The 18,393-nt window shown below is 41.8% G+C and carries 14 protein-coding genes; 8 read left to right on the plus strand and 6 right to left on the minus strand.

The genetic code is table 11. The features are described from left to right. Nucleotides 1-111: 111 nt before the first annotated feature. The 4 genes from C4F40_RS19845 to C4F40_RS19860 all read left to right on the plus strand — a co-directional run bounded on the left by C4F40_RS19845 (nucleotide 112) and on the right by C4F40_RS19860 (nucleotide 5,596). On the plus strand, nucleotides 112-3,462 hold the full coding sequence (locus tag C4F40_RS19845) for a TonB-dependent receptor (protein WP_196941172.1): 3,351 nt from the start codon (nucleotides 112-114) through the stop codon (nucleotides 3,460-3,462). Between the two features lie 38 nt (nucleotides 3,463-3,500). Continuing rightward, nucleotides 3,501-4,346 carry a hypothetical protein gene (locus tag C4F40_RS19850; protein ID WP_196941173.1) on the plus strand — a complete coding sequence of 282 codons (846 nt, stop codon included), beginning with the start codon at nucleotides 3,501-3,503 and terminating at the stop codon, nucleotides 4,344-4,346. 149 nt (nucleotides 4,347-4,495) lie between these two features. Further along, on the plus strand, nucleotides 4,496-4,705 hold the full coding sequence (locus C4F40_RS19855; RefSeq protein ID WP_196941174.1) for a DUF6965 family protein: 210 nt from the start codon (nucleotides 4,496-4,498) through the stop codon (nucleotides 4,703-4,705). Between the two features lie 102 nt (nucleotides 4,706-4,807). Then, entirely contained in the window at nucleotides 4,808-5,596 is a 789-nt protein-coding gene (locus C4F40_RS19860; protein WP_196941175.1) for an AraC family transcriptional regulator, read from the plus strand. Here C4F40_RS19860 and C4F40_RS19865 read toward each other — a convergent pair. Further along, nucleotides 5,593-8,037: a TonB-dependent receptor gene (locus C4F40_RS19865; RefSeq protein ID WP_196941176.1), complete on the minus strand. Its 2,445-nt coding sequence runs from the start codon at nucleotides 8,035-8,037 to the stop codon at nucleotides 5,593-5,595. The two genes, C4F40_RS19860 and C4F40_RS19865, sit on opposite strands and share 4 nt — an antisense overlap. 162 nt (nucleotides 8,038-8,199) lie before the next feature. Between C4F40_RS19865 and C4F40_RS19870 the strand changes: the two genes are divergently transcribed. After that, the gene (locus C4F40_RS19870) at nucleotides 8,200-9,501 is read left to right on the plus strand and encodes a DUF389 domain-containing protein (protein WP_196941177.1); all 1,302 of its coding nucleotides are present in this window, start codon (nucleotides 8,200-8,202) and stop codon (nucleotides 9,499-9,501) included. A 124-nt stretch (nucleotides 9,502-9,625) separates the two neighbouring features. Here the strand turns inward: C4F40_RS19870 and C4F40_RS19875 are convergent, their stop codons facing one another. Continuing rightward, on the minus strand, nucleotides 9,626-11,689 hold the full coding sequence (locus C4F40_RS19875; RefSeq protein WP_231390152.1) for a BCCT family transporter: 2,064 nt from the start codon (nucleotides 11,687-11,689) through the stop codon (nucleotides 9,626-9,628). 262 nt (nucleotides 11,690-11,951) lie between these two features. Here C4F40_RS19875 and C4F40_RS19880 point away from each other — a divergent pair, with 262 nt between their 5' ends. Next, a complete protein-coding gene (locus tag C4F40_RS19880; protein WP_196941178.1) occupies nucleotides 11,952-13,394 on the plus strand; it encodes an alanine/glycine:cation symporter family protein in 1,443 nt (480 codons plus the stop codon). Nucleotides 13,395-13,398: 4 nt separating this feature from the next. Further along, the gene (gene nhaA / locus C4F40_RS19885) at nucleotides 13,399-14,577 is read left to right on the plus strand and encodes a Na+/H+ antiporter NhaA (RefSeq protein WP_196941179.1); all 1,179 of its coding nucleotides are present in this window, start codon (nucleotides 13,399-13,401) and stop codon (nucleotides 14,575-14,577) included. A gap of 156 nt (nucleotides 14,578-14,733) precedes the next feature. Here nhaA and arsB read toward each other — a convergent pair whose 3' ends face one another. The 4 genes from arsB to C4F40_RS19905 all read right to left on the minus strand — a co-directional run bounded on the left by arsB (nucleotide 14,734) and on the right by C4F40_RS19905 (nucleotide 17,279). Then, the gene (gene arsB / locus C4F40_RS19890) at nucleotides 14,734-15,774 is read right to left on the minus strand and encodes an ACR3 family arsenite efflux transporter (RefSeq protein WP_196941180.1); all 1,041 of its coding nucleotides are present in this window, start codon (nucleotides 15,772-15,774) and stop codon (nucleotides 14,734-14,736) included. A gap of 3 nt (nucleotides 15,775-15,777) precedes the next feature. Next, complete coding sequence (locus C4F40_RS19895; protein WP_196941181.1) at nucleotides 15,778-16,392, minus strand: arsenate-mycothiol transferase ArsC; 615 nt, start codon at nucleotides 16,390-16,392, stop codon at nucleotides 15,778-15,780. 18 nt (nucleotides 16,393-16,410) lie between these two features. After that, nucleotides 16,411-16,884: a DUF6428 family protein gene (locus C4F40_RS19900; protein WP_196941182.1), complete on the minus strand. Its 474-nt coding sequence runs from the start codon at nucleotides 16,882-16,884 to the stop codon at nucleotides 16,411-16,413. Nucleotides 16,885-16,949: 65 nt separating this feature from the next. Beyond that, nucleotides 16,950-17,279: an ArsR/SmtB family transcription factor gene (locus C4F40_RS19905; RefSeq protein WP_196941183.1), complete on the minus strand. Its 330-nt coding sequence runs from the start codon at nucleotides 17,277-17,279 to the stop codon at nucleotides 16,950-16,952. Between the two features lie 162 nt (nucleotides 17,280-17,441). On the opposite strand from C4F40_RS19905, the gene C4F40_RS19910 reads away from it, so the two are divergent. Beyond that, nucleotides 17,442-18,386: a CvpA family protein gene (locus C4F40_RS19910; RefSeq protein WP_196941184.1), complete on the plus strand. Its 945-nt coding sequence runs from the start codon at nucleotides 17,442-17,444 to the stop codon at nucleotides 18,384-18,386. Nucleotides 18,387-18,393 lie beyond the last annotated feature (7 nt).

An 18,393-nucleotide genomic window follows, 5' to 3' on the forward strand; every position in this document is an offset into this window, starting at 1 on the left:
AAGGCCCGTACAACTGTTAAATAATACGTAAACATGCACAGAACATTATTCACCCATTAATCTCCGAAAGTACGGAAAAAAGCAATGAAATCCATTAAACAAGCATTCATAATGATTACATTATGCCATATACTCCTTTTCCTCGCGGTGCCTTTCCAGACACAAGCGAGCTTGAAGGATATCAACGCTACTGTTAATGTTAATTACCAACATATACACGCCCACTTGCTCATCAACGAAATGGGCAAACAGACGAACATCAATTTTATCTTTGACCTCGAACAGATCAAGGGCATAGCACTCAAAAACATCCACTATCGGAATAAAGCTTTGGGAGAAACTCTTTTGGACCTGGAAAGTCTTAGCCCTTTGGTTTTCAAAATGATCAACAACAAAAGTGTAGTCGTGACGGTTGAAAACAATAAAAAACGCGCTCCGAAACCTCAAGCACAGCAGCGGGGTCGCATCTTCGGTAAAATAATTGATGACCGTGGCGCACCACTGCCCGGCGCATCCATAAAAATTGGACAAACCAACCAGATCGTACAGAGCAGTCTGGACGGAAGCTACAATTTCAGCCTCACCCCTGGCCCTTACACCATTGAGGTCAGTTATATCTCATTCCAGACCAAGCGCATTACACAGGTAGAAGTGAAAGCAGGGCAAACCACCAGCCTTAACATTGTACTGAATCCTGCCACCAATGACCTGAGCCAAGTAACGGTTACAGGAAGCTTCAAAAAAGAAAGCGTTGCCGGATTATATGCACAGCAAAAGAATGCCGCTTCTGTAACAGATGGTATTTCTGCTGAGCAGATCGCCCGAACACCAGACAACGATATGGGGCAGGTATTGAAACGTGTGACAGGTTTGACAACCGTGAACAACCGAAGTGTAATTATAAGGGGAATGTCCGATCGCTACAACCAGGCCATGCTGGATGGTGTAGTGATCCCAAGTACATCACAAAACAGGCGTGATTTTTCTTTTGACATCATCCCCACCGAGATGGTCAGTTCGGTAGTGGTCAATAAGACCGCCACACCGGACGTGTCAGCCGAATTTTCGGGCGGACAGGTATCGGTGAACACGATCGATATTCCCTCACAAAACTTTACCAGTATTCAATATGGTACTGGCGGTAATTCGCAAACTACCGGCAAAGATTTCTATCGGCTGGGCGAACGAAAGACCAGCGAGTATTTTGGTTTTTTTGATAAATCCGCAAAAATACCTGAAGGCATAAAGACCTGGATATGGAACAATAGATCATCACAATTGGATGCGCCTCCAGGTTACAATTTAACCGATCCCGAATTGAACGGTACTCCGCTCAATCCGGCAGAATATGGAAATGATATTAAATTTAATGACCTCGATGCCATTGCCCAGTCCAAAAAGTTGAACAATGATCCCATGCGGTTATACCGATATAAAGGTGCACCAAATCAAAACTTTCGCCTCTCGCTCGGACGTGTCTATGACCTGAAGAATGGAAACCGCTTTGGATTTGCAGCATCAGCAAATTTCAGAAACGAGCAAAACATCGTGTCTTTCAACAATGTGAGAAAATCTCCAGACGGTCACTATATAGACAGTTTAGGCCTTGGTGACAACGGTGCAGGCACATCCTATCGGTTTAACAGTAATGGAGGCTTGGTCGCAAATATGGGACTACAGGGGCGAAATTTTAAGATCGTCTTGAAAAATATGTATGCGCGGACCTACAGTGACAACTATAATGAGTCGATACAGAAAGCTCGTGAAGAGTCTATTCCGATACCTACTAAACTTGTCTATCAATTGCCTGAAGCGATGTCTTTACAACAGCACCAGTTAATTGGCGAATACCAATTACCCTGGAAGATAAAAGCCGAAGGGATGTTCGCTGTCAATAAAATCAAGCAGCAGATCCTGGATGAGCGTAAACTCTCGTATAGATTAACCGCTATCATTGGCGATAAGTCCTATTTTCAGACACCAGGTTTAATGACCCATTCCGCGGCTTCAACGGGAGGGACTTTTAGGGACTGGCGCATGTGGACAAATATCGATGAAACGGATTACAATTGGAGTGCGGCATTTTCCCGCAGATTTGGAGAAGGTAAACAGGTGTCTACGCTGATCAAATTGGGCTATCAGGCATGGTCAAAAAAGCGATCGCTGGATGTATTCAAATTTGCCCCCTGGACAAGATCATGGGTGGAGGGCACCAGTCAGAAAGCCCCCCCGATAGAGGCAAGCTATGAGCAAGTCCTCGCAACCGAAAACATCGGGAATGGCGAGGGCCAGGCTTATTACTATGCAGATGCACTGGGCGGGCGGTATTATAATGGAGATATGAGTTCGCATGCACTCTATTTGATGGCCGATCAAAAACTTTGGGACAAACTCCGCTTAGTATATGGGGTACGTGCCGAGTATTTCGGTTTAAATTCGAAACAGGAGGAACTCTATAAGAGAAAATACGGCCCTGGCAACTCAGACCCCGACGCTATAAAAGCCGCAGAGAACAGGGTCAATGAGAATAACTGGCGATTCCTTCCCTCGATTAATGCGACCTATAGTTTGACACCTGAATTCAACATCCGCGGAAGTTATTCGAGAACGCTGATACGTCCTGACTTTAGAGAGGTTGGTCTTTTTGGGATGTATGATTTTGAGATAGATGGATATGTACATGGTGAACATGTAGAATCCACCTTGATTGACAACGTGGATGTACGGTTAGAATGGTATCCTTCACCAGGTGAGATCATTTCCTTGACAGGATACCACAAAAAGCTGGATAAACCCATCGAATTGGTTCAATCTGACCAAGCCACCAATGCATACACATTTGCCAATATGGAAAATGCCAAAAATCTTGGACTGGAACTGGAGATCCGGAAAAATTTCAGCTTTATATCCGATCAGGATTGGGCTAAGGACCTGTTTATATCCGCAAATGGAACGCTGCTCAAATCCAAGGTCAATGTATTGACCCACTGGACCTGGGTCAATAATCCGGAAACACAGGTAGCCGAACGTGTCCAGCTGCGTTATCCCAACCAAGACAGACCTTTGATGGGCCAATCTCCCTGGTTATTGAATTTGGCATTAGGCTATTGGGGAGACCGTTTTGGCGCTACTGCAAGCTACAATCACCGTGGATATCGTACAAACCTGGCCAATGTTAACATGGCAAGAGTAGAGTATGAATTGGCACCAAAACAGCTGGACGCTCAATTTTATGCCCGCTTTTTAAAGAAAAAAATGGAGGTTAAGCTCAATCTGGCCAATCTGTTGGACGATTGGACGCGTTATTATGTTAACATCCACGATTACGAACAAGATGAAAACAAACTTTCTGTATTAAAAGAAGGCAAATCTATCCAATATAATAAGGAAGAAGGCGACAATATTACCTACCGTAAAAAAGATGGTCGACGTTTCAGTCTTAGTGTCAGTTATAATTTTTAATAAAAAATCATTGAATTTGAAAATCAAAAAATAAGCAGATGAAAGCATATATAAGAAACAGTATCGTTATTGTCCTGGTGTCGATAGGTTTATATTCTTGCCAGAAAGCAGAATATGTAAATTCATTCTCGGAATTTGTCGATGTATATTTTGATGCTGATAAAACCGCGTTGCGAGACAATGGAGCGGGTGTTTTTATTGCAGCCCGGTACAACGGAAATCCGATCGAATGGAATATAAACACTAAAAAGATCAGAGTAGTTGCAGGTGAAGGAAAATTTGAATTTTATGATACCCGCAATGGAAAAGTGGTTGCAGAAAAAGTAATCGATGTGAAACCAGGTTCCAAAGAAACCTATACCCTATTCCAGCCTACGATGGATGCTCCAGTCTCTTTTATCGATCCGAACGAACAAGATACCGAAAGTCCGGCTCCGGCTGGACATATCAAAGTGAAAGTAGCCAATTATGCCCAAGATCTTATTCCATTTGAAAATCTGGACCTCAAAGTATCCGTAAGTTATTTTGATGCCGATTTTAATACGGTGGTCGAGGAGATTGGGACGATCAAAGATGTAAAAAACAGCATTGATAAGGCCGAATACCAAGTTATCCCCAATGGTCTGCCAAACCCTTTACCTGATTATGGATACCAGTACGTATTCGAATTTGTAAACGGCAGCACCGGGCAGCCCTTACTCAACCATGGCGGAACAGGTTATTCAAATATCGCATTTAGCCCTGAGGGTATTAATCCACTGCCGGTTAAAAACATCTTTACGCTGTATATGGTTTCCAGGGAAGCTTGGGGAGAGGCTCCTCCTTTTATCAAAAAAGGAGACACGTTTTACGAAATAACTACCACCGTACTTTTTGCAAACTAATTTACAATAAACAAAGGTGGAAGCCATCAGCAAGCGAGCGGACATAAAAGATCAAATATTATCAGGCAGGTGCATAAAAAACACCTGCCTTTAATAAGAAAACAACATGGGATCAACCGAAAGTTCAAATTTGTTCATAAATTTACCCGATGACAGTAGAAGAATTACGCACTGCCTTATTAGGCAAAGAATATCCTGAAACGGTACAGATAAGCAAGGATCAGATCGTAACCGATGTAGATAAGTTCCTTCATATCCAGTTTCTCATGTGCGAACAGTGGACAAGGGATATGACCAAGTCACCGGCCTATGGTAGACTCTTGAAGTTTTATGAAGCTACATTTGTCCAGATCGGTTAGCAAATCTTTATTACGCGTACCAAGCAATACAGGACACATTCAATTTTATTTTTATCTTGGGATTATAATTGTGGAACGACGATGGATCGAAAAAAAATTGAAATGAAAGACAAACTGGAACCTCAACGACTTATTAAAGTCGCCGCTTTTGATCTTTCTAAGAATATCACAAAACCCCACAAACACAATGGCTATTTGGAGCTCGTGTTTCTGTCGTCTACTTCGGGAAAGCATTTCATAGACGGTAGGGAAGCCATCATAATAACACCATGCCTATTGGTGATTAGAAAGGATAATGTTCATCATTGGGAATTAGCTAATCCGGTAAATGGGTTTGTACTTTTGGTAAAGAACCTGTTTGTGAGCCGGAGTTTAGATTTTGAGATCAACAGGTTGATTGAAGGAATTAGCCAATTTGACACGATATATTTGAAAGAGAGTAGCACGATTGAAAGCTTACTAAAAATGTTAGCGGTTGAAGAGAACAAAGTATGCCAAGAGGGCCTGTTTAAGGTAATTTTGGCAAAAGCCCTCGAACATACAGAAAGCGCTAAACTAACTAAAGCAGTTCAGCAAAATCTATACGGCCAATTCTGTGGGTTACTCAATAATGATGTAAGAGTCGTAAACCATGTGGCGTATTACGCTTCCAAGTTGAATACGAGCCCGCAGAACCTAAGTGCTGCTTGCAAGAAGCATGCAAACTTAACTGCGTCTGAAGTGTTAGCGGCATATATCATTAAAGAAACTAAGCGATTACTATTCTATACGACCAAATCAATATCTGAGGTAGCATTTGAATTGGGCTTTTCGGATAAGTCAAATTTTTCTAAATATTTTAAACGATATACGGGTACTACGCCGAAGGCTTTTAAGAAACTGCAATCCTAGAACTCCTTTTCTCCAAATTCACTCTTCGGTAATTTTAGGATCTGGCCTATCTTGTGAACATTAAACTTCAGATTAACTAGGAATACGTTCTTTTCATAAACGTAATTTGTCGTGGTATAGAAGTCATTGGAGAATGTGGTGATGCGCTGCTCATTCACTCCCCAGTTACCCAACTCCATAAATTGCCATTGTAGCTGGGCTGTAATCGCGCCTTTTGCAAAAGCCTTGCTTACGTTGAAGTGGGGTGTGACAAATCTTGAGTCCATACCTTGTACGGTGGGTCTTTCTGACAGGTAATTTACCTGTAAACCAGCGCCCCAATTTTTTAGAAATTCGGCTTGGAGACCGGCATTGATGGAATATACCCATTCTCGATTTGTTCTCGTTTCCTCGTAATCCAGTACCTGACCTGAAATTTTGTAATTGTAAACATTAATACCGCCATTTACTTTCAACCAAGGCAGCATGTTACCTTCTCCGCCTAATTCCGCTCCGTAACGTGACGCATAATCTGCATTCGTGAAAACACGGCGGAGGATGGTGTCAGCGTAAACGGAATTGACCCGTTGGATCGGATTTTTGGTGTGTTGATAGTAGGCATTCAAAAAAATGCTGCCGGCATTTATTTTCTTGAACAATCCTGTTTCTGCATTGGTGGTAAACTCAGGCAATAGCTCTGGATCTCCTTGTTCTAGCGTTTCGGAGTGTTCACGTTCAGGAATAGGGTTTAATTCAAAATTATTGTTTCGTTGCACTCTTCGGGCTGCCGCTAATTTCCATGACCAACCTGAGCCTAGATCTTGCATTAAATTGAAGGTAGGGTATAATTGATGAATGGAGTATGGGTATTCTTGGCTGGTATTTAGTAAGAGCAGATCACGCTGATAATACTCATAACGAAGACCTAGTGAAAACTGCGTATTCGTTAATTTATGGTTGTATTGTGCAAAAAGGGCATGAATATTATTGGTTGCATTCAATTTACCCGTAAATTCTGGAATCAATTCAAGGTTATTTGTTCCATTTTCTGATGCAAGGTATTCAAAATCACCTTTCTGCTTATCGTTCCTTAATTGATACCCCGTTAATAATTCTGCATTTTCTAGGGCCCATGTATGTTGTAAAGAAAGCCTTAATCCTCGCAGTGGATTGGTATACTTGTTATGCGTCCATTGAACCGTATCGACTCCATTCTCAATATTTGCATTTTTAGTGGAACCATATATGTTAGCATATTCGTAAATGGCTCCCAACTGCAGGGAATGAGCCGCATTAATTTTGTATTGATACGTAAAATCCAACATGTAAAACTCACCCTGTTTATTCTGAAGATTGGGATTAAAGTAATTTGTTCTGGATATTTCCTCGCCTGTAGATGGTCGAGTCGTCTTATTGGTATAGTATATATCCGCAACTCTGTCCTGAAACCTTCTGGATGCCAGTACGCCTAAATTCAAGGCGTGCTTGTCGGATATTTCATAGGTGCTATTTAACCTGATCCCAAAATTGTATTTATCAAAACTCCGCTCACCCTTGGAAGGAAAGAAGGTCTGACGATCTGCGATAACGGTGTTTACATCTCCTTCTCTAAATCCCGCGTTGTCATTCCGAAGGTAGTTAGCCGAGCCATTTAATTCTAGCTTTTTCTTTTTATATTGGAATGCAATATCGCCTCCGAAGCGCTTCTGCTTTTGGCGGTTGTCATAGTCTTTAATACTTGGTAGCCCCCCTTGAAGATTAAGAATCCAGGCCAATCCATTATCCGCTGATTTTTTAGTTTTTAAGTTGATAATACCGCCTTTTCCATCTGGATCAAATTGCGCGGTAGGACTGGTGATATATTCCACCTCTGCCACATCGTTGGCAGCTATTTGATTCAATATGGTTGCTGGATCCAGGAATGAGGGCTTTCCGTTGATTAATACGATTACGCCGGTATTGCCTCGCATACTGATATTTCCGTTGGCGTCAACGGAGGCCGATGGTAAATTTTTAACTATATCCAATGCTGTTCCGCCGACAGCATTTTTATATTGACTGGCGTTGTAGCTTTGCCGGTCGCTAGTATGTCGTTGTCCTGTTCCACTGGCTGTAACCATAACTTGTTCTAACCTATTATCCGCAGCAGAAATAAGGATGGTTCCAAGATCTAAACTCTTTTGCCCCCTAATCTCTACTGTAGTTTTCTTTTGATTGTATCCAATGAATTTTACGGTTAGGTTGTATTTTCCGTTCTTTAGATTGGAAAGACTAAAGCTACCGGCGGTGTCGGCTACCACGCCATCAACCACCCTGTTGTTGGCGTCTAATAAACCAATACTGGCATAGGGGATCGGTACGGTCGATAAAGAGTCTTTAACGATGCCCGACAGCGTTGAGTTTTGCCCAAGTACAGTTTGAATCGTTACTAAATAGCAGAGTGTGATAAAAAATCTATTCACGGTGTTGATGTTTCCCAAAAATAGAAAAGGCCGGAAGGATTATTGCTTTTTTTTAAAATTATACCATTCTTTTTTCAAATAGACTATTTTGAGGTAGTTTATAGAATCAAATAATAGAGACATCAATAAAGATGTTTATATTAGCATTTAAACCCATATGAGATGAATAATATTTTTGGATTTTTCGACTTGCACCAAGGAGAAGAAAAGAAAGAGACCGTACTGCAAAATGTGATCGAAAATATTTCCTTCAGAGGCTCCAATGCATGGATTCTGGCCTGTGCCATCGTGGTGGCCTCTGTCGGGCTCAATGTCAATTCTACTGCTGTCATCATTGGTGCGATGCTTATTTCTCCGCTTATGGGACCTATTTTAGGCGCGGGTTTCGCGCTTGGCACATTTGATTTCCCACTACTCAAAAAATCACTTAAAAATTTATTAATCGCGACGCTGATTAGCCTGACTGTATCGTTCTTATACTTTTTGCTAAGTCCCTTTAAGGATGCGCAATCGGAGCTCCTTGCTCGCACTTCACCCAATATATATGACGTTCTGATTGCCTTTTTCGGTGGTACGGTCGGCGTCATTGCTATCACACGAGTAAATAAGGGAAATCCCATCCCCGGTGTGGCTATAGCTACTGCGTTAATGCCTCCTCTGTGTACCGCAGGATATGGTTTGGCGATCGGTAATCTAACTTTTTTTGCGGGTGCTATATTTCTATATATGATCAATTGTGTATTCATATGTCTAGCGACCTTCACCATTGTAAAATACCTTCGTTATCCAAAAGTACATTACGTGGATAAAAAGCGTGAAAAAAGGATTACACAGAGCATTACGTTTATCACCCTTGCGCTCATCCTACCAAGTCTGTATTTTGCTTATAACCTGTACCAAGAACGAAAGTACAACAACCGCGTAAAGCAGTTTGTACAGCAGGAGCTCTCTGACAAAGGGTATACCATCGTGTATGAAAAGTTGCAATTTAACAGCAGACCACGGAGACTGGAGCTTGCATTCCTTGCGAAAAAGTTTGATGAGAAGGAAATCGAACTGCTACAAACCGCTATGGTGGGTTTTGGCATAGAAAATACAGAGCTATTGATCCGACAGGATACGGTTGACCTACAATCGAGTATATTGAGCGAGATCGATAGAAGGACCGTTGCCGTGAACGAAAAAGACATTACAATACGTACACTTAATAACAAGATTTCCACGTATGAAATTGCCTCACCGACCTTGAAGAGAGATATAAGCGTTCTTTTCCCTGAGATAAGCTCATACAGTATTGGCCGGCAGCAGCAGTACGGGGCAAATGATAGTCTAGCAACCAACGTCGCATTCCTGTATACGACTGATCAAGAACTAGCGCCAGTGCAACGAGAAAAACTGGCCAGCTGGCTTGGGAATCGTTTTCCGACCGACAGTATCGATGTGATTCGGAAACCCATGCGTTAGACTGGCTCAGACTTTCATCGTTAACAGCAGAAAAACCTGAAAGTCTTCGTCAAGAACGATAGTTGTAATTCCTCCAGGTTGTAGGTATTTTTCGGTTGCGCTCTAGTGCCAGATTACAACTGAATTATGACCGCTCTCCGTGGTCGGAAGAACCCTTCTCTCGATTTCCACGCGTCTCATTGGTATTACTACTCACAAACATTTCATTTGCTTCCTCTGCCACAATGTTGACAAAGCGGTCGTAGTGCTTGAGCACGTCGCTGATCAGTTCATTCATTGTAAAGTACTGAACATCGTACCCCTCTCTTGAATCACCAAAGTAGGTTTTCGGAAAATAGGTTGTTTTACTTTCTAGATCTGGAAGGTTTTCGTCATTAACTAAGAACGCCGAAACTACGCGCTTCTCACTTTTCACACCATAAATAAAGTCGTTTACAACATCATGACTTATCGCAAGTTCAAGCCTGACGGGGTTATCGTATGTTTCTACCTTTGCTGTAATGCCATTTTGCTCAAATTCACTTTTTAACGCTAAAAAAGCAGTTTTAATATCTTCATAAATTAATTTATCAACTGCCTCACGAGTTTTGAAGGATACAATCTGCTTCAGACGCTGTTTCCAGTATTCGCCCGACCAGGGAACAGTAGAAACTGACACATCCCGTTCATAATATTTATAATCAATGACAAGCGCCTTCATCAACGAAACAGCAAATAATATCATAATTACAGCGAAAGGTAACGCCGTTAAAAGCGTCATCGTCTGTAGCGCTAGCAGTCCGCCGGCGTTTAAAAGCAACAGCGCTAATATTGCCAGAAGCGCTCCCCAAAATACATTTTGCCATTTAGGGGCATTGGGGGCATTCTGCGAGGAAATACTATTCATGACCATGATACCTGAGTCGGCCGATGTGACGAAAAAAATCATAATTATGATGATGACGAAATAACTCAATAAATCGCTAAGCGGAAGATATTCCAAAAAACGGAACAGCAGCGAGTCGGGATCTGAAACCAACCTGCTCAATGCGCCGTCGGCTACATTGACATCGAACCAAATTGCACTGTTTCCAAAAACGGACATCCAGATAAAATTAAATAACGTGGGCAGGATTAACACCGCAGCAATAAACTCCTTGATAGTCCGACCTTTGGAGATACGAGCGATAAATATGCCCACGAAGGGCGACCACGAAATCCACCATGCCCAATAAAGGATAGTCCAATTATAAAACCACGGTAACGTTTCTTCTTCATAAACATGCGTGTTAAACGTCAAATCGAAAAAGCTATTTACATAATTACCCAACCCATTCGTAAAACTGCCGATTAGGTATACGGTCGGCCCTAAACATAATACAAATAACATGAGTACAATCACGGCGGATATATTAATATTACTCAATATTTTAATGCCTTTATTTACACCTGATACGGCCGACAATACGGAAAACGACACCAGAACAACAACTATCGCTACTTGGTAAATAAAGCTAGCATCGGGAAGGATATTTAACGTTACTAAACCAGAATTGATTTGTACCACGCCGAAGCCCAGTGTGGTTGTAATGCCAAAAAAGGTACTACAGAGCGCAAACACATCGATTACAGATCCCCATGTACCGTAAATTTTGTTTTTAAGTAAGGGATACAGGCAGCTGCGGAGCGACATAGGCAATCGGTATCGGTAAGCGAAGTAGGCTAAGGTTAACCCTACCAAACCATAGATTGCCCAAGCGTGTATTCCCCAGTGAAAAAACGTATAGAGTTGTGCATTTTTTGCGCGGTTTACATCGTGATTACCTTGAAATACTTCGGAAGAATAATGTTGCATGGGTTCTGCAACACTAAAATACATCAGGCCTATACCCATGCCGGCGGCAAAGAGCATAGAAACCCATGAGAAAAAAGAGTGCTCCGGTTTGCTTTCGTTATTGCCAAGTTTGATATTGCCATATCTGCTGAACATAAGAAAGACCAGAAAAATCACAAAAATTGTCACGCACCAAACATACAACCAATTCAGGTTTACGAAAACAAAGTTCTTTATATCGCTAAGGTAACCGTTAATTAGTTTAGGGAATAGTGCGGCCAGCAAACATACACCAACTATGAATATCAGGCTTGGCAATATAACACTCTTATCGAATGTATGCTTGAATTGGTGTTTCTTTCTTAGTAGCCGCATGGTGATAATTATCTTTAAACTGCTCTTATATAGGCTTGCCGCAATAAATTCATTAACTGTATAGGACTTAATGTAATAGATTCAAATTTATCAAAAATAATTAACAGTTTCGGGAACTGTCGGTAAAAACACCTTATGTCCTAATAGTGTATCACAATACAAAAAAGAGGGTATCATAAATAATATCTATGCAATAATATCACGTAACTCATCTCATTTTGTCTAATTTAGCCGACATCCACGATGTGGCCTTCGATAAGATATGACAAATATAATAGATAAAATTTATAATATTATTTGGAGTGACGCTTTAGTGTATCTCTGCCTTCTTAGCGGGATTTACTTTTCTTTCCGCTTTAGACTACCACAACTGACTCAATTCCGAGAGATGCTTTACCTCCTTTTTAAAGGCAAAAGTTCCGACAAGGGAATATCCTCTTTTCAGGCTTTTGCATTGGCCATTTCCGGCCGGGTCGGTACGGGTAATATAGCCGGAGTAGCGACGGCAATAGCAATGGGGGGGCCTGGCGCGGTCTTCTGGATGTGGGTGATTGCATTTCTTGGCAGCTCGTCTGCAATTATTGAAGCGACACTTGGTCAAATGTATAAAGAGGTGCAAAATGGCCAATATCGCGGCGGACCCGCCTTTTATATCCTAAAAGGACTTGGCTCAAAACCGTTCGCGGTTACCTTCGCTGTGGTGACTATCATCAGCACTGGATTTTTATTGCCGGGGGTACAGAGTAATAGCATCAGTGCGGCGGTAGATGCCTCCTTTGATATCTCTGCCGAATGGACGGGGATATTGTTGGTCTTATTACTAGCTACCATCATTGTGGGTGGCGTAAAACGGATCAGTAAGGTTGCTGAAATTGTTGTCCCGTTTATGGCGGGGGCATATATTTTAATGGCAATGGTCATCATGGGGCTCAATTTTACGCAGATCCCGGATGTCATCTCACTGATTGTCCGATCAGGTTTAAATATGGAATCTGCCTTTGCTGGCATCATTGGCATGGCTATCTCATGGGGGGTAAAAAGAGGCATCTATAGCAACGAGGCCGGTCAGGGAACGGCTCCGCACGCGGCAGCCGCCGCGGAAGTTTCCCACCCTATCAAACAAGGGTTGGTACAGGGCTTCTCGGTTTATGTAGATACCCTGTTTGTTTGCACTGCGACCGCTTTCATGATACTTTTTACCGGACAGTATAACACAGTGGATCCATCTGGAGGCTTCATTGTAGAAAATCTCCCTAACGTAAAGATCGGGCCGCAATATACACAGTTCGCCGTTGCGCATCACTTTCCCGCAATCGGAGATAGCTTCGTGGCACTTGCCTTATTCTTTTTTGCGTTTACCACGATTATGGCTTACTACTATATTGCAGAAACGAATGTAAGCTTCATCATGGGAAAAAGCAGTAGCGTGTGGCTCGTTTGGGTCTTAAGGTTGATGATCTTGGTATCCGTATATATTGGCTGTATCACTACGGCCGAATCGGCATGGAAAATGGGTGATATCGGCGTTGGAGTCATGGCTTGGCTTAATATGATTGCCATTATTTTGCTACACAAAAAGGTGCTGACCCTATATCGGGACTACAACCGACAACGAAAAGAAGGAAAGGATCCTTCCTTCGTCAATACAGATCACAATTTCGCAAATATGGAGATGTGGGATAAAGAAAATTTAAATAAAACGTAATATCATGAACCAACGCATCAATCTCGAAGTATTTAAGAACTTTTTTAAATCTACCAATGCAGGGGGCATACTGTTGTTCATCTGTGTGGTGCTTTCCATCATCATAGCTAACTCACCGTTTGCATCTCACTTGGCCTCTCTACTCGCTTATCGTGTCGGATTTGAAACGGAAACGGTGCATCTAAATTATAGTATTTTGTTGTGGATTAATGATGGTTTAATGGCTATATTCTTTCTTCTGGTAGGCCTTGAAATTAAACGGGAAATCGTAGAGGGAGAGCTTTCTTCACCACGTAAAGCATCCCTACCTATTCTTTGTGCTATTGGCGGTGCCGTTGTACCCGCTTTGATCTATCTGGGTTTCAATTCGGGCACCGAAACTTCAAGCGGATGGGGTATACCGATGGCCACAGATATCGCCTTTGCACTGGCGGTAATTGGTTTACTCGGTAAACGCGTACCTACGAGTCTTAAGATATTTCTCGCGGCTCTAGCGATCGTTGATGATCTGATTGCGATTTTGGTCATTGCATTTTTCTATTCCTCAGGTATTGAGATGAGCTATCTATTATATGCAGCACTAGGTCTATTTATACTAGTTATCATGAACAGATTTAACGTATTAAATCCCTATCTGTACTTAATCCCCGGCATATTTATCTGGTATTTTGTTCACCATTCTGGTATTCATGCCACTATTGCCGGTGTATTGGTTGCGATGACAATTCCTACGAACGACACGGAAAAGGAATCGCCTCTAGAAAGACTAGAACACGCGCTGGTACGACCTGTAAATTTTTTGATCATCCCATTATTTGCCTTCGCCAATACCAATATAACGCTTGAAGCAGAGATGCTCCACGGGCTAACAGCTCCTTTAGGATTGGGTATTAGCATGGGGCTGCTTCTCGGAAAGCCGTTAGGGATATTTGCCATGGCGCTTATATGCACGAAAATGAAAATCAGCAGCTTACCGGAGGGAAGTAACTATATGCATATCGTTGGAGTATCCTTGCTGGCGGGGATCGGTTTCACCATGTCTATCTTTATAGCGATACTGTCATTTGATGATATGTTACACATCAACGAAGCCAAACTTTCTGTTTTACTGACTTCATTAATTGCGGGTTTGGCAGGGTACTTTTTACTAAGCAATACTAAAACAACGTATCTACGTCAATAATATGCTGCAGGTGTTGCCCCGAAGCCTTTATTTCCTAACGGATCTGGTTTTCAGATGGAAATTATTAATGATTGTAAATACGAACGCCAGTTAGCGATCTAGGCATTCATTTACGCACTGAGCACATTAGCTGGAGCTATTCCGAAGGGTAGAATTTTAAGTAGTTAATGGGTAATATTTTTTCTTTAACCATAAACTTACTCTTACCAAAAGTATAAGCACTGGAACTTCTACCAACGGCCCAATTACGCCGACAAATGCCTGCGGTGAATGAATTCCGAACACCGCTATTGATACCGCTATAGCAAGTTCGAAATTGTTTCCTGTAGCTGTAAATGCGATCGATGCATTCTTGTCGTAAGGAACATTTAGCGACTTATTGATAAAGAAGCTCACGAAAAACATCAGCACAAAATAGATGATCAACGGTATAGCAACCTTTGCGACATCGATTGGCAACTCAACGATCTTATCACCTTTCAGGCTGAACATTAGTACGATGGTAAATAGTAACGCATATAGCGTTATAGGTGATATCTTGGGCACAAATTTTCGGTTATACCATGCTATACCTTTAGCTTTTACGAGAAGGTAGCGGCTTAGAAAGCCTGCCAGGAAAGGAATACCTAAGTATATCAATACGCTTTCTGTAACATCCCCGATTGAGACGCTTACATCGAAATTGGCTAATCCTAATTTGCCTGGTAGTACATTGATAAATAGCCAAACCATAAAGCTGTATGTAAAGACCTGAAAAATACTGTTTAGCGCGATCAATAAAGCGGCGTATTCCCTATTTCCTTTTGCAAGGTCGTTCCATACGATGACCATCGCAATACACCTAGCCAAACCGATCAGTATTAAGCCTATCATGTAATCCGGTTCACTTCTTAAAAAAAGAATGGCCAATCCAAACATCAGGATTGGTCCGATAAACCAGTTAAGCAACAAAGAAATGCTTATTACTTTTTTGTCCCTAAATGCCACCGGCAACAGGGAGTAGTCCACCTTTGCAAGCGGAGGGTACATCATCAGTATAAGCCCTATGGCCAAGGGAATATTGGTGGTGTTTACCGACAGGGCATCGTTAAGATTAGAAATACCCGGAAAGAGATGCCCTAGCGATATACCAGCCGCCATAGCAAGGAATATCCATAAGGTAAGGTATCGGTCCAAGAATTTTAATTTTGGTTGCATGGGCTACTTGTTGATTTTTGAAAAGACGTAAAACATTTCTGTTGCTATCTGTAAGCTCCGTTGTGCATATATCTGTGCTTGTTCGGGTGTACCATCTGAAACCTTGGGATCTTCAAATGTGACGGGAATCCGTTTTTCAGCTCCAGCGATGAACGGGCATCCACTGTCAGCTTGCGAACAGGTCATTATAGCCGCAAAAGCGGACACCGGATTGAAGAAACTGTCGTACTTTTTAGAGAATCCGACTATAGGCAGCGAATTGTCACTATATTTTATAGCATATACCGGATTATTACCATCACCAATTTTGAAAACATTAAATCCCTGATCGGCTAGCGTTTCTGCTACTTTAGGAAATAATGCTGTTTCTTCAGTACCTCCCGAATAACAAACCACATTCTGAATACCAAAATGAGCAGCGGCAACCTGAGCCCAAACCTGTGACAGATGGCTTCTACGTGAGTTGTGCGTACAGATAAAATTAAGATTTATCTCCTGCCTGTTATTTATTTTTTGCTGAATAAAATCAATCAATGGCTGCAAATTACTTTTACGCCCATCATTATTGATTTGATCCCATTGTAATTGTTGAATTGTATTTGATAATTTCGGATACATAATATCTAATTTAGAGGTCTAACAACAGCCGGAATCGGGAGTGCAACAAGATGATGGATTTAACGTTAACTCAGACAAGCTTTTCTTTTGTTTTCCGGAAGGAATACCGCAGGCATCCTGAGCCAAACAGGCTGTAGTTTTGTTTTTCAATACGAATGTATTTCCGTTAAAATCCAAATCGTATTTGCCTATGGTATCGCTTTGGTACTCTACTTCAATCTCCGCGTCTTCAATCCCTAATTTTTCTTCTGAAAGTTGGATGATGCTTAATAGCTTTCCCGGTTTCAATCGGTGTTCATAATCATCTGCATTCCACAATTGAAAATTGACCACTTTTTCTTTACGGATTACGCCACCGCAGTCAATAAAACTTTTAATGATTTGTCCAACTTCGGTAACGTGGAAGTGTTCTGGAACACATGTTCCGTTTTCTAACTGAAATTCAACATTCGCTAATGCTGGTAAGATTTCCTTGATTTCTGATAACTTCATATTTCTAACTATCTTATTAAAACTTCATATTGCAATGTTACGATAATAAAAAACAAAAAAAAGCACTAACAGCATTGTAGGGTGCTCGCATCCTGGTTAAAAAACACATTTAGATTTTCCTGAAATTGTTTCCATACCTTTTCATCAATACAATAGCATACTGATTTGCCTTCTATCGTGCCTTGAATGATTCCGATCGTCTTGAGTTCCTTTAGATGCTGTGAAATAGTTGCCTGTGCCAATCCCAATTCCTCCACCAAATCATTACAGATGCAAGCCTTTTGATCAATGATATGTTGAAGGATAGCAATCCTCGCCGGGTGGCCCAAAACCTTAAAGAGCGAGGACAGTCTATTCTGCTCTTCGGTAAATATTTCTGTTTTAGTAAGTCCCATACATTTTAATATTACATCGCAATATTACGATAATAAATTTAAAAATGAAAGAATTTTCATTTTCTATCTGCGAAGCTCAATTAATGGAGCTTTCTCACGGAATATTTTCTTTTTCAATAAAACCTTTAATCGTATTAATTGTACTATTGAAACGGTATGAACATGATCGATATTATACTTTTGCTCATCGTCCTAACCTCGATATGGAATGGGGTGGCTAGGGGCTTCTTTGCCGGAATGACCGGACTGGTCTCTTGGCTGGGAAGTCTGCTGATTACTTTTGCAGTATATAGACATGTGGCTCTTTTCCTTGAAGCTAATCTGACATTAGGTATATGGACCATGCCGTTATCATTCCTGCTCACGTTGCTTATCGTTGGATCCATCCTGTCGCTGTTTGCCGCTAAAGCTTTGAACGCTATTCCGCTAAAAATACAGGAGCATCGATTGAACAACATTTTCGGAGTTGTACCCGGCGTTGTTACGGGACTACTCTATGCTGCAATCCTTTCTACCCTTTTGCTTTTATTACCCTTCTCGGAAGCTTTGACGCGACACACACGGGAAAGTAAAATCGCAGAACGGTTGACAAACGGATTGACATGGATCGAGCGGCCGTTTGCTCCAGCGCTTGAAGCTGTAAACCGTTCCATCAATAAAATGACCATAGAACCCGGATCGTCCGAAAGCATAAGCCTTCCCTTCGTAGTGGAAGCCCCAAAGCCTAGGCCAGATCTGGAGCGCCAGATGCTCGGTCTTGTAAACGAAGAGCGCGCAAAAGCGAAACTGCCGGCGCTTACGCTAGATGAGGAACTAACATCGGTAGCCCGCCAACACTCGGAAGACATGTTTGTAAGGAGCTATTTTTCGCACATTTCACCGGAGGGCAATACACCTTTTGATCGCATCCGCGCAGCTAATATTCGGTTTCTCACGGCAGGCGAGAATTTGGCGCTTGCACAAACCCTCCCCTTAGCCCACGATGGGTTGATGAATTCACCGGGACATCGTGCCAACATCCTTCGAAAAACATTCCGTCGCGTGGGAATCGGTATCCTCGATGGCGGCAAATATGGTTTGATGGTCACGCAAAAATTCCGCAACTAAGAAAATT

This window comes from Sphingobacterium pedocola (assembly GCF_015209965.1).
Taxonomy (GTDB): domain Bacteria; phylum Bacteroidota; class Bacteroidia; order Sphingobacteriales; family Sphingobacteriaceae; genus Sphingobacterium; species Sphingobacterium pedocola.

Coding starts and splice junctions, on each gene's coding strand:
- C4F40_RS19845 (WP_196941172.1), top strand. CDS start 112: ATGATTACATTATGCCATATACTCCTTTTCCTCGCGGTGCCTTTCCAG.
- C4F40_RS19850 (WP_196941173.1), top strand. CDS start 3,501: ATGAAAGCATATATAAGAAACAGTATCGTTATTGTCCTGGTGTCGATA.
- C4F40_RS19855 (WP_196941174.1), top strand. CDS start 4,496: ATGACAGTAGAAGAATTACGCACTGCCTTATTAGGCAAAGAATATCCT.
- C4F40_RS19860 (WP_196941175.1), top strand. CDS start 4,808: ATGAAAGACAAACTGGAACCTCAACGACTTATTAAAGTCGCCGCTTTT.
- C4F40_RS19870 (WP_196941177.1), top strand. CDS start 8,200: ATGAATAATATTTTTGGATTTTTCGACTTGCACCAAGGAGAAGAAAAG.
- C4F40_RS19875 (WP_231390152.1), bottom strand. CDS start 11,689: ATGCGGCTACTAAGAAAGAAACACCAATTCAAGCATACATTCGATAAG.
- C4F40_RS19880 (WP_196941178.1), top strand. CDS start 11,952: ATGACAAATATAATAGATAAAATTTATAATATTATTTGGAGTGACGCT.
- nhaA (WP_196941179.1), top strand. CDS start 13,399: ATGAACCAACGCATCAATCTCGAAGTATTTAAGAACTTTTTTAAATCT.
- arsB (WP_196941180.1), bottom strand. CDS start 15,774: ATGCAACCAAAATTAAAATTCTTGGACCGATACCTTACCTTATGGATA.
- C4F40_RS19895 (WP_196941181.1), bottom strand. CDS start 16,392: ATGTATCCGAAATTATCAAATACAATTCAACAATTACAATGGGATCAA.
- C4F40_RS19900 (WP_196941182.1), bottom strand. CDS start 16,884: ATGAAGTTATCAGAAATCAAGGAAATCTTACCAGCATTAGCGAATGTT.
- C4F40_RS19905 (WP_196941183.1), bottom strand. CDS start 17,279: ATGGGACTTACTAAAACAGAAATATTTACCGAAGAGCAGAATAGACTG.
- C4F40_RS19910 (WP_196941184.1), top strand. CDS start 17,442: ATGATCGATATTATACTTTTGCTCATCGTCCTAACCTCGATATGGAAT.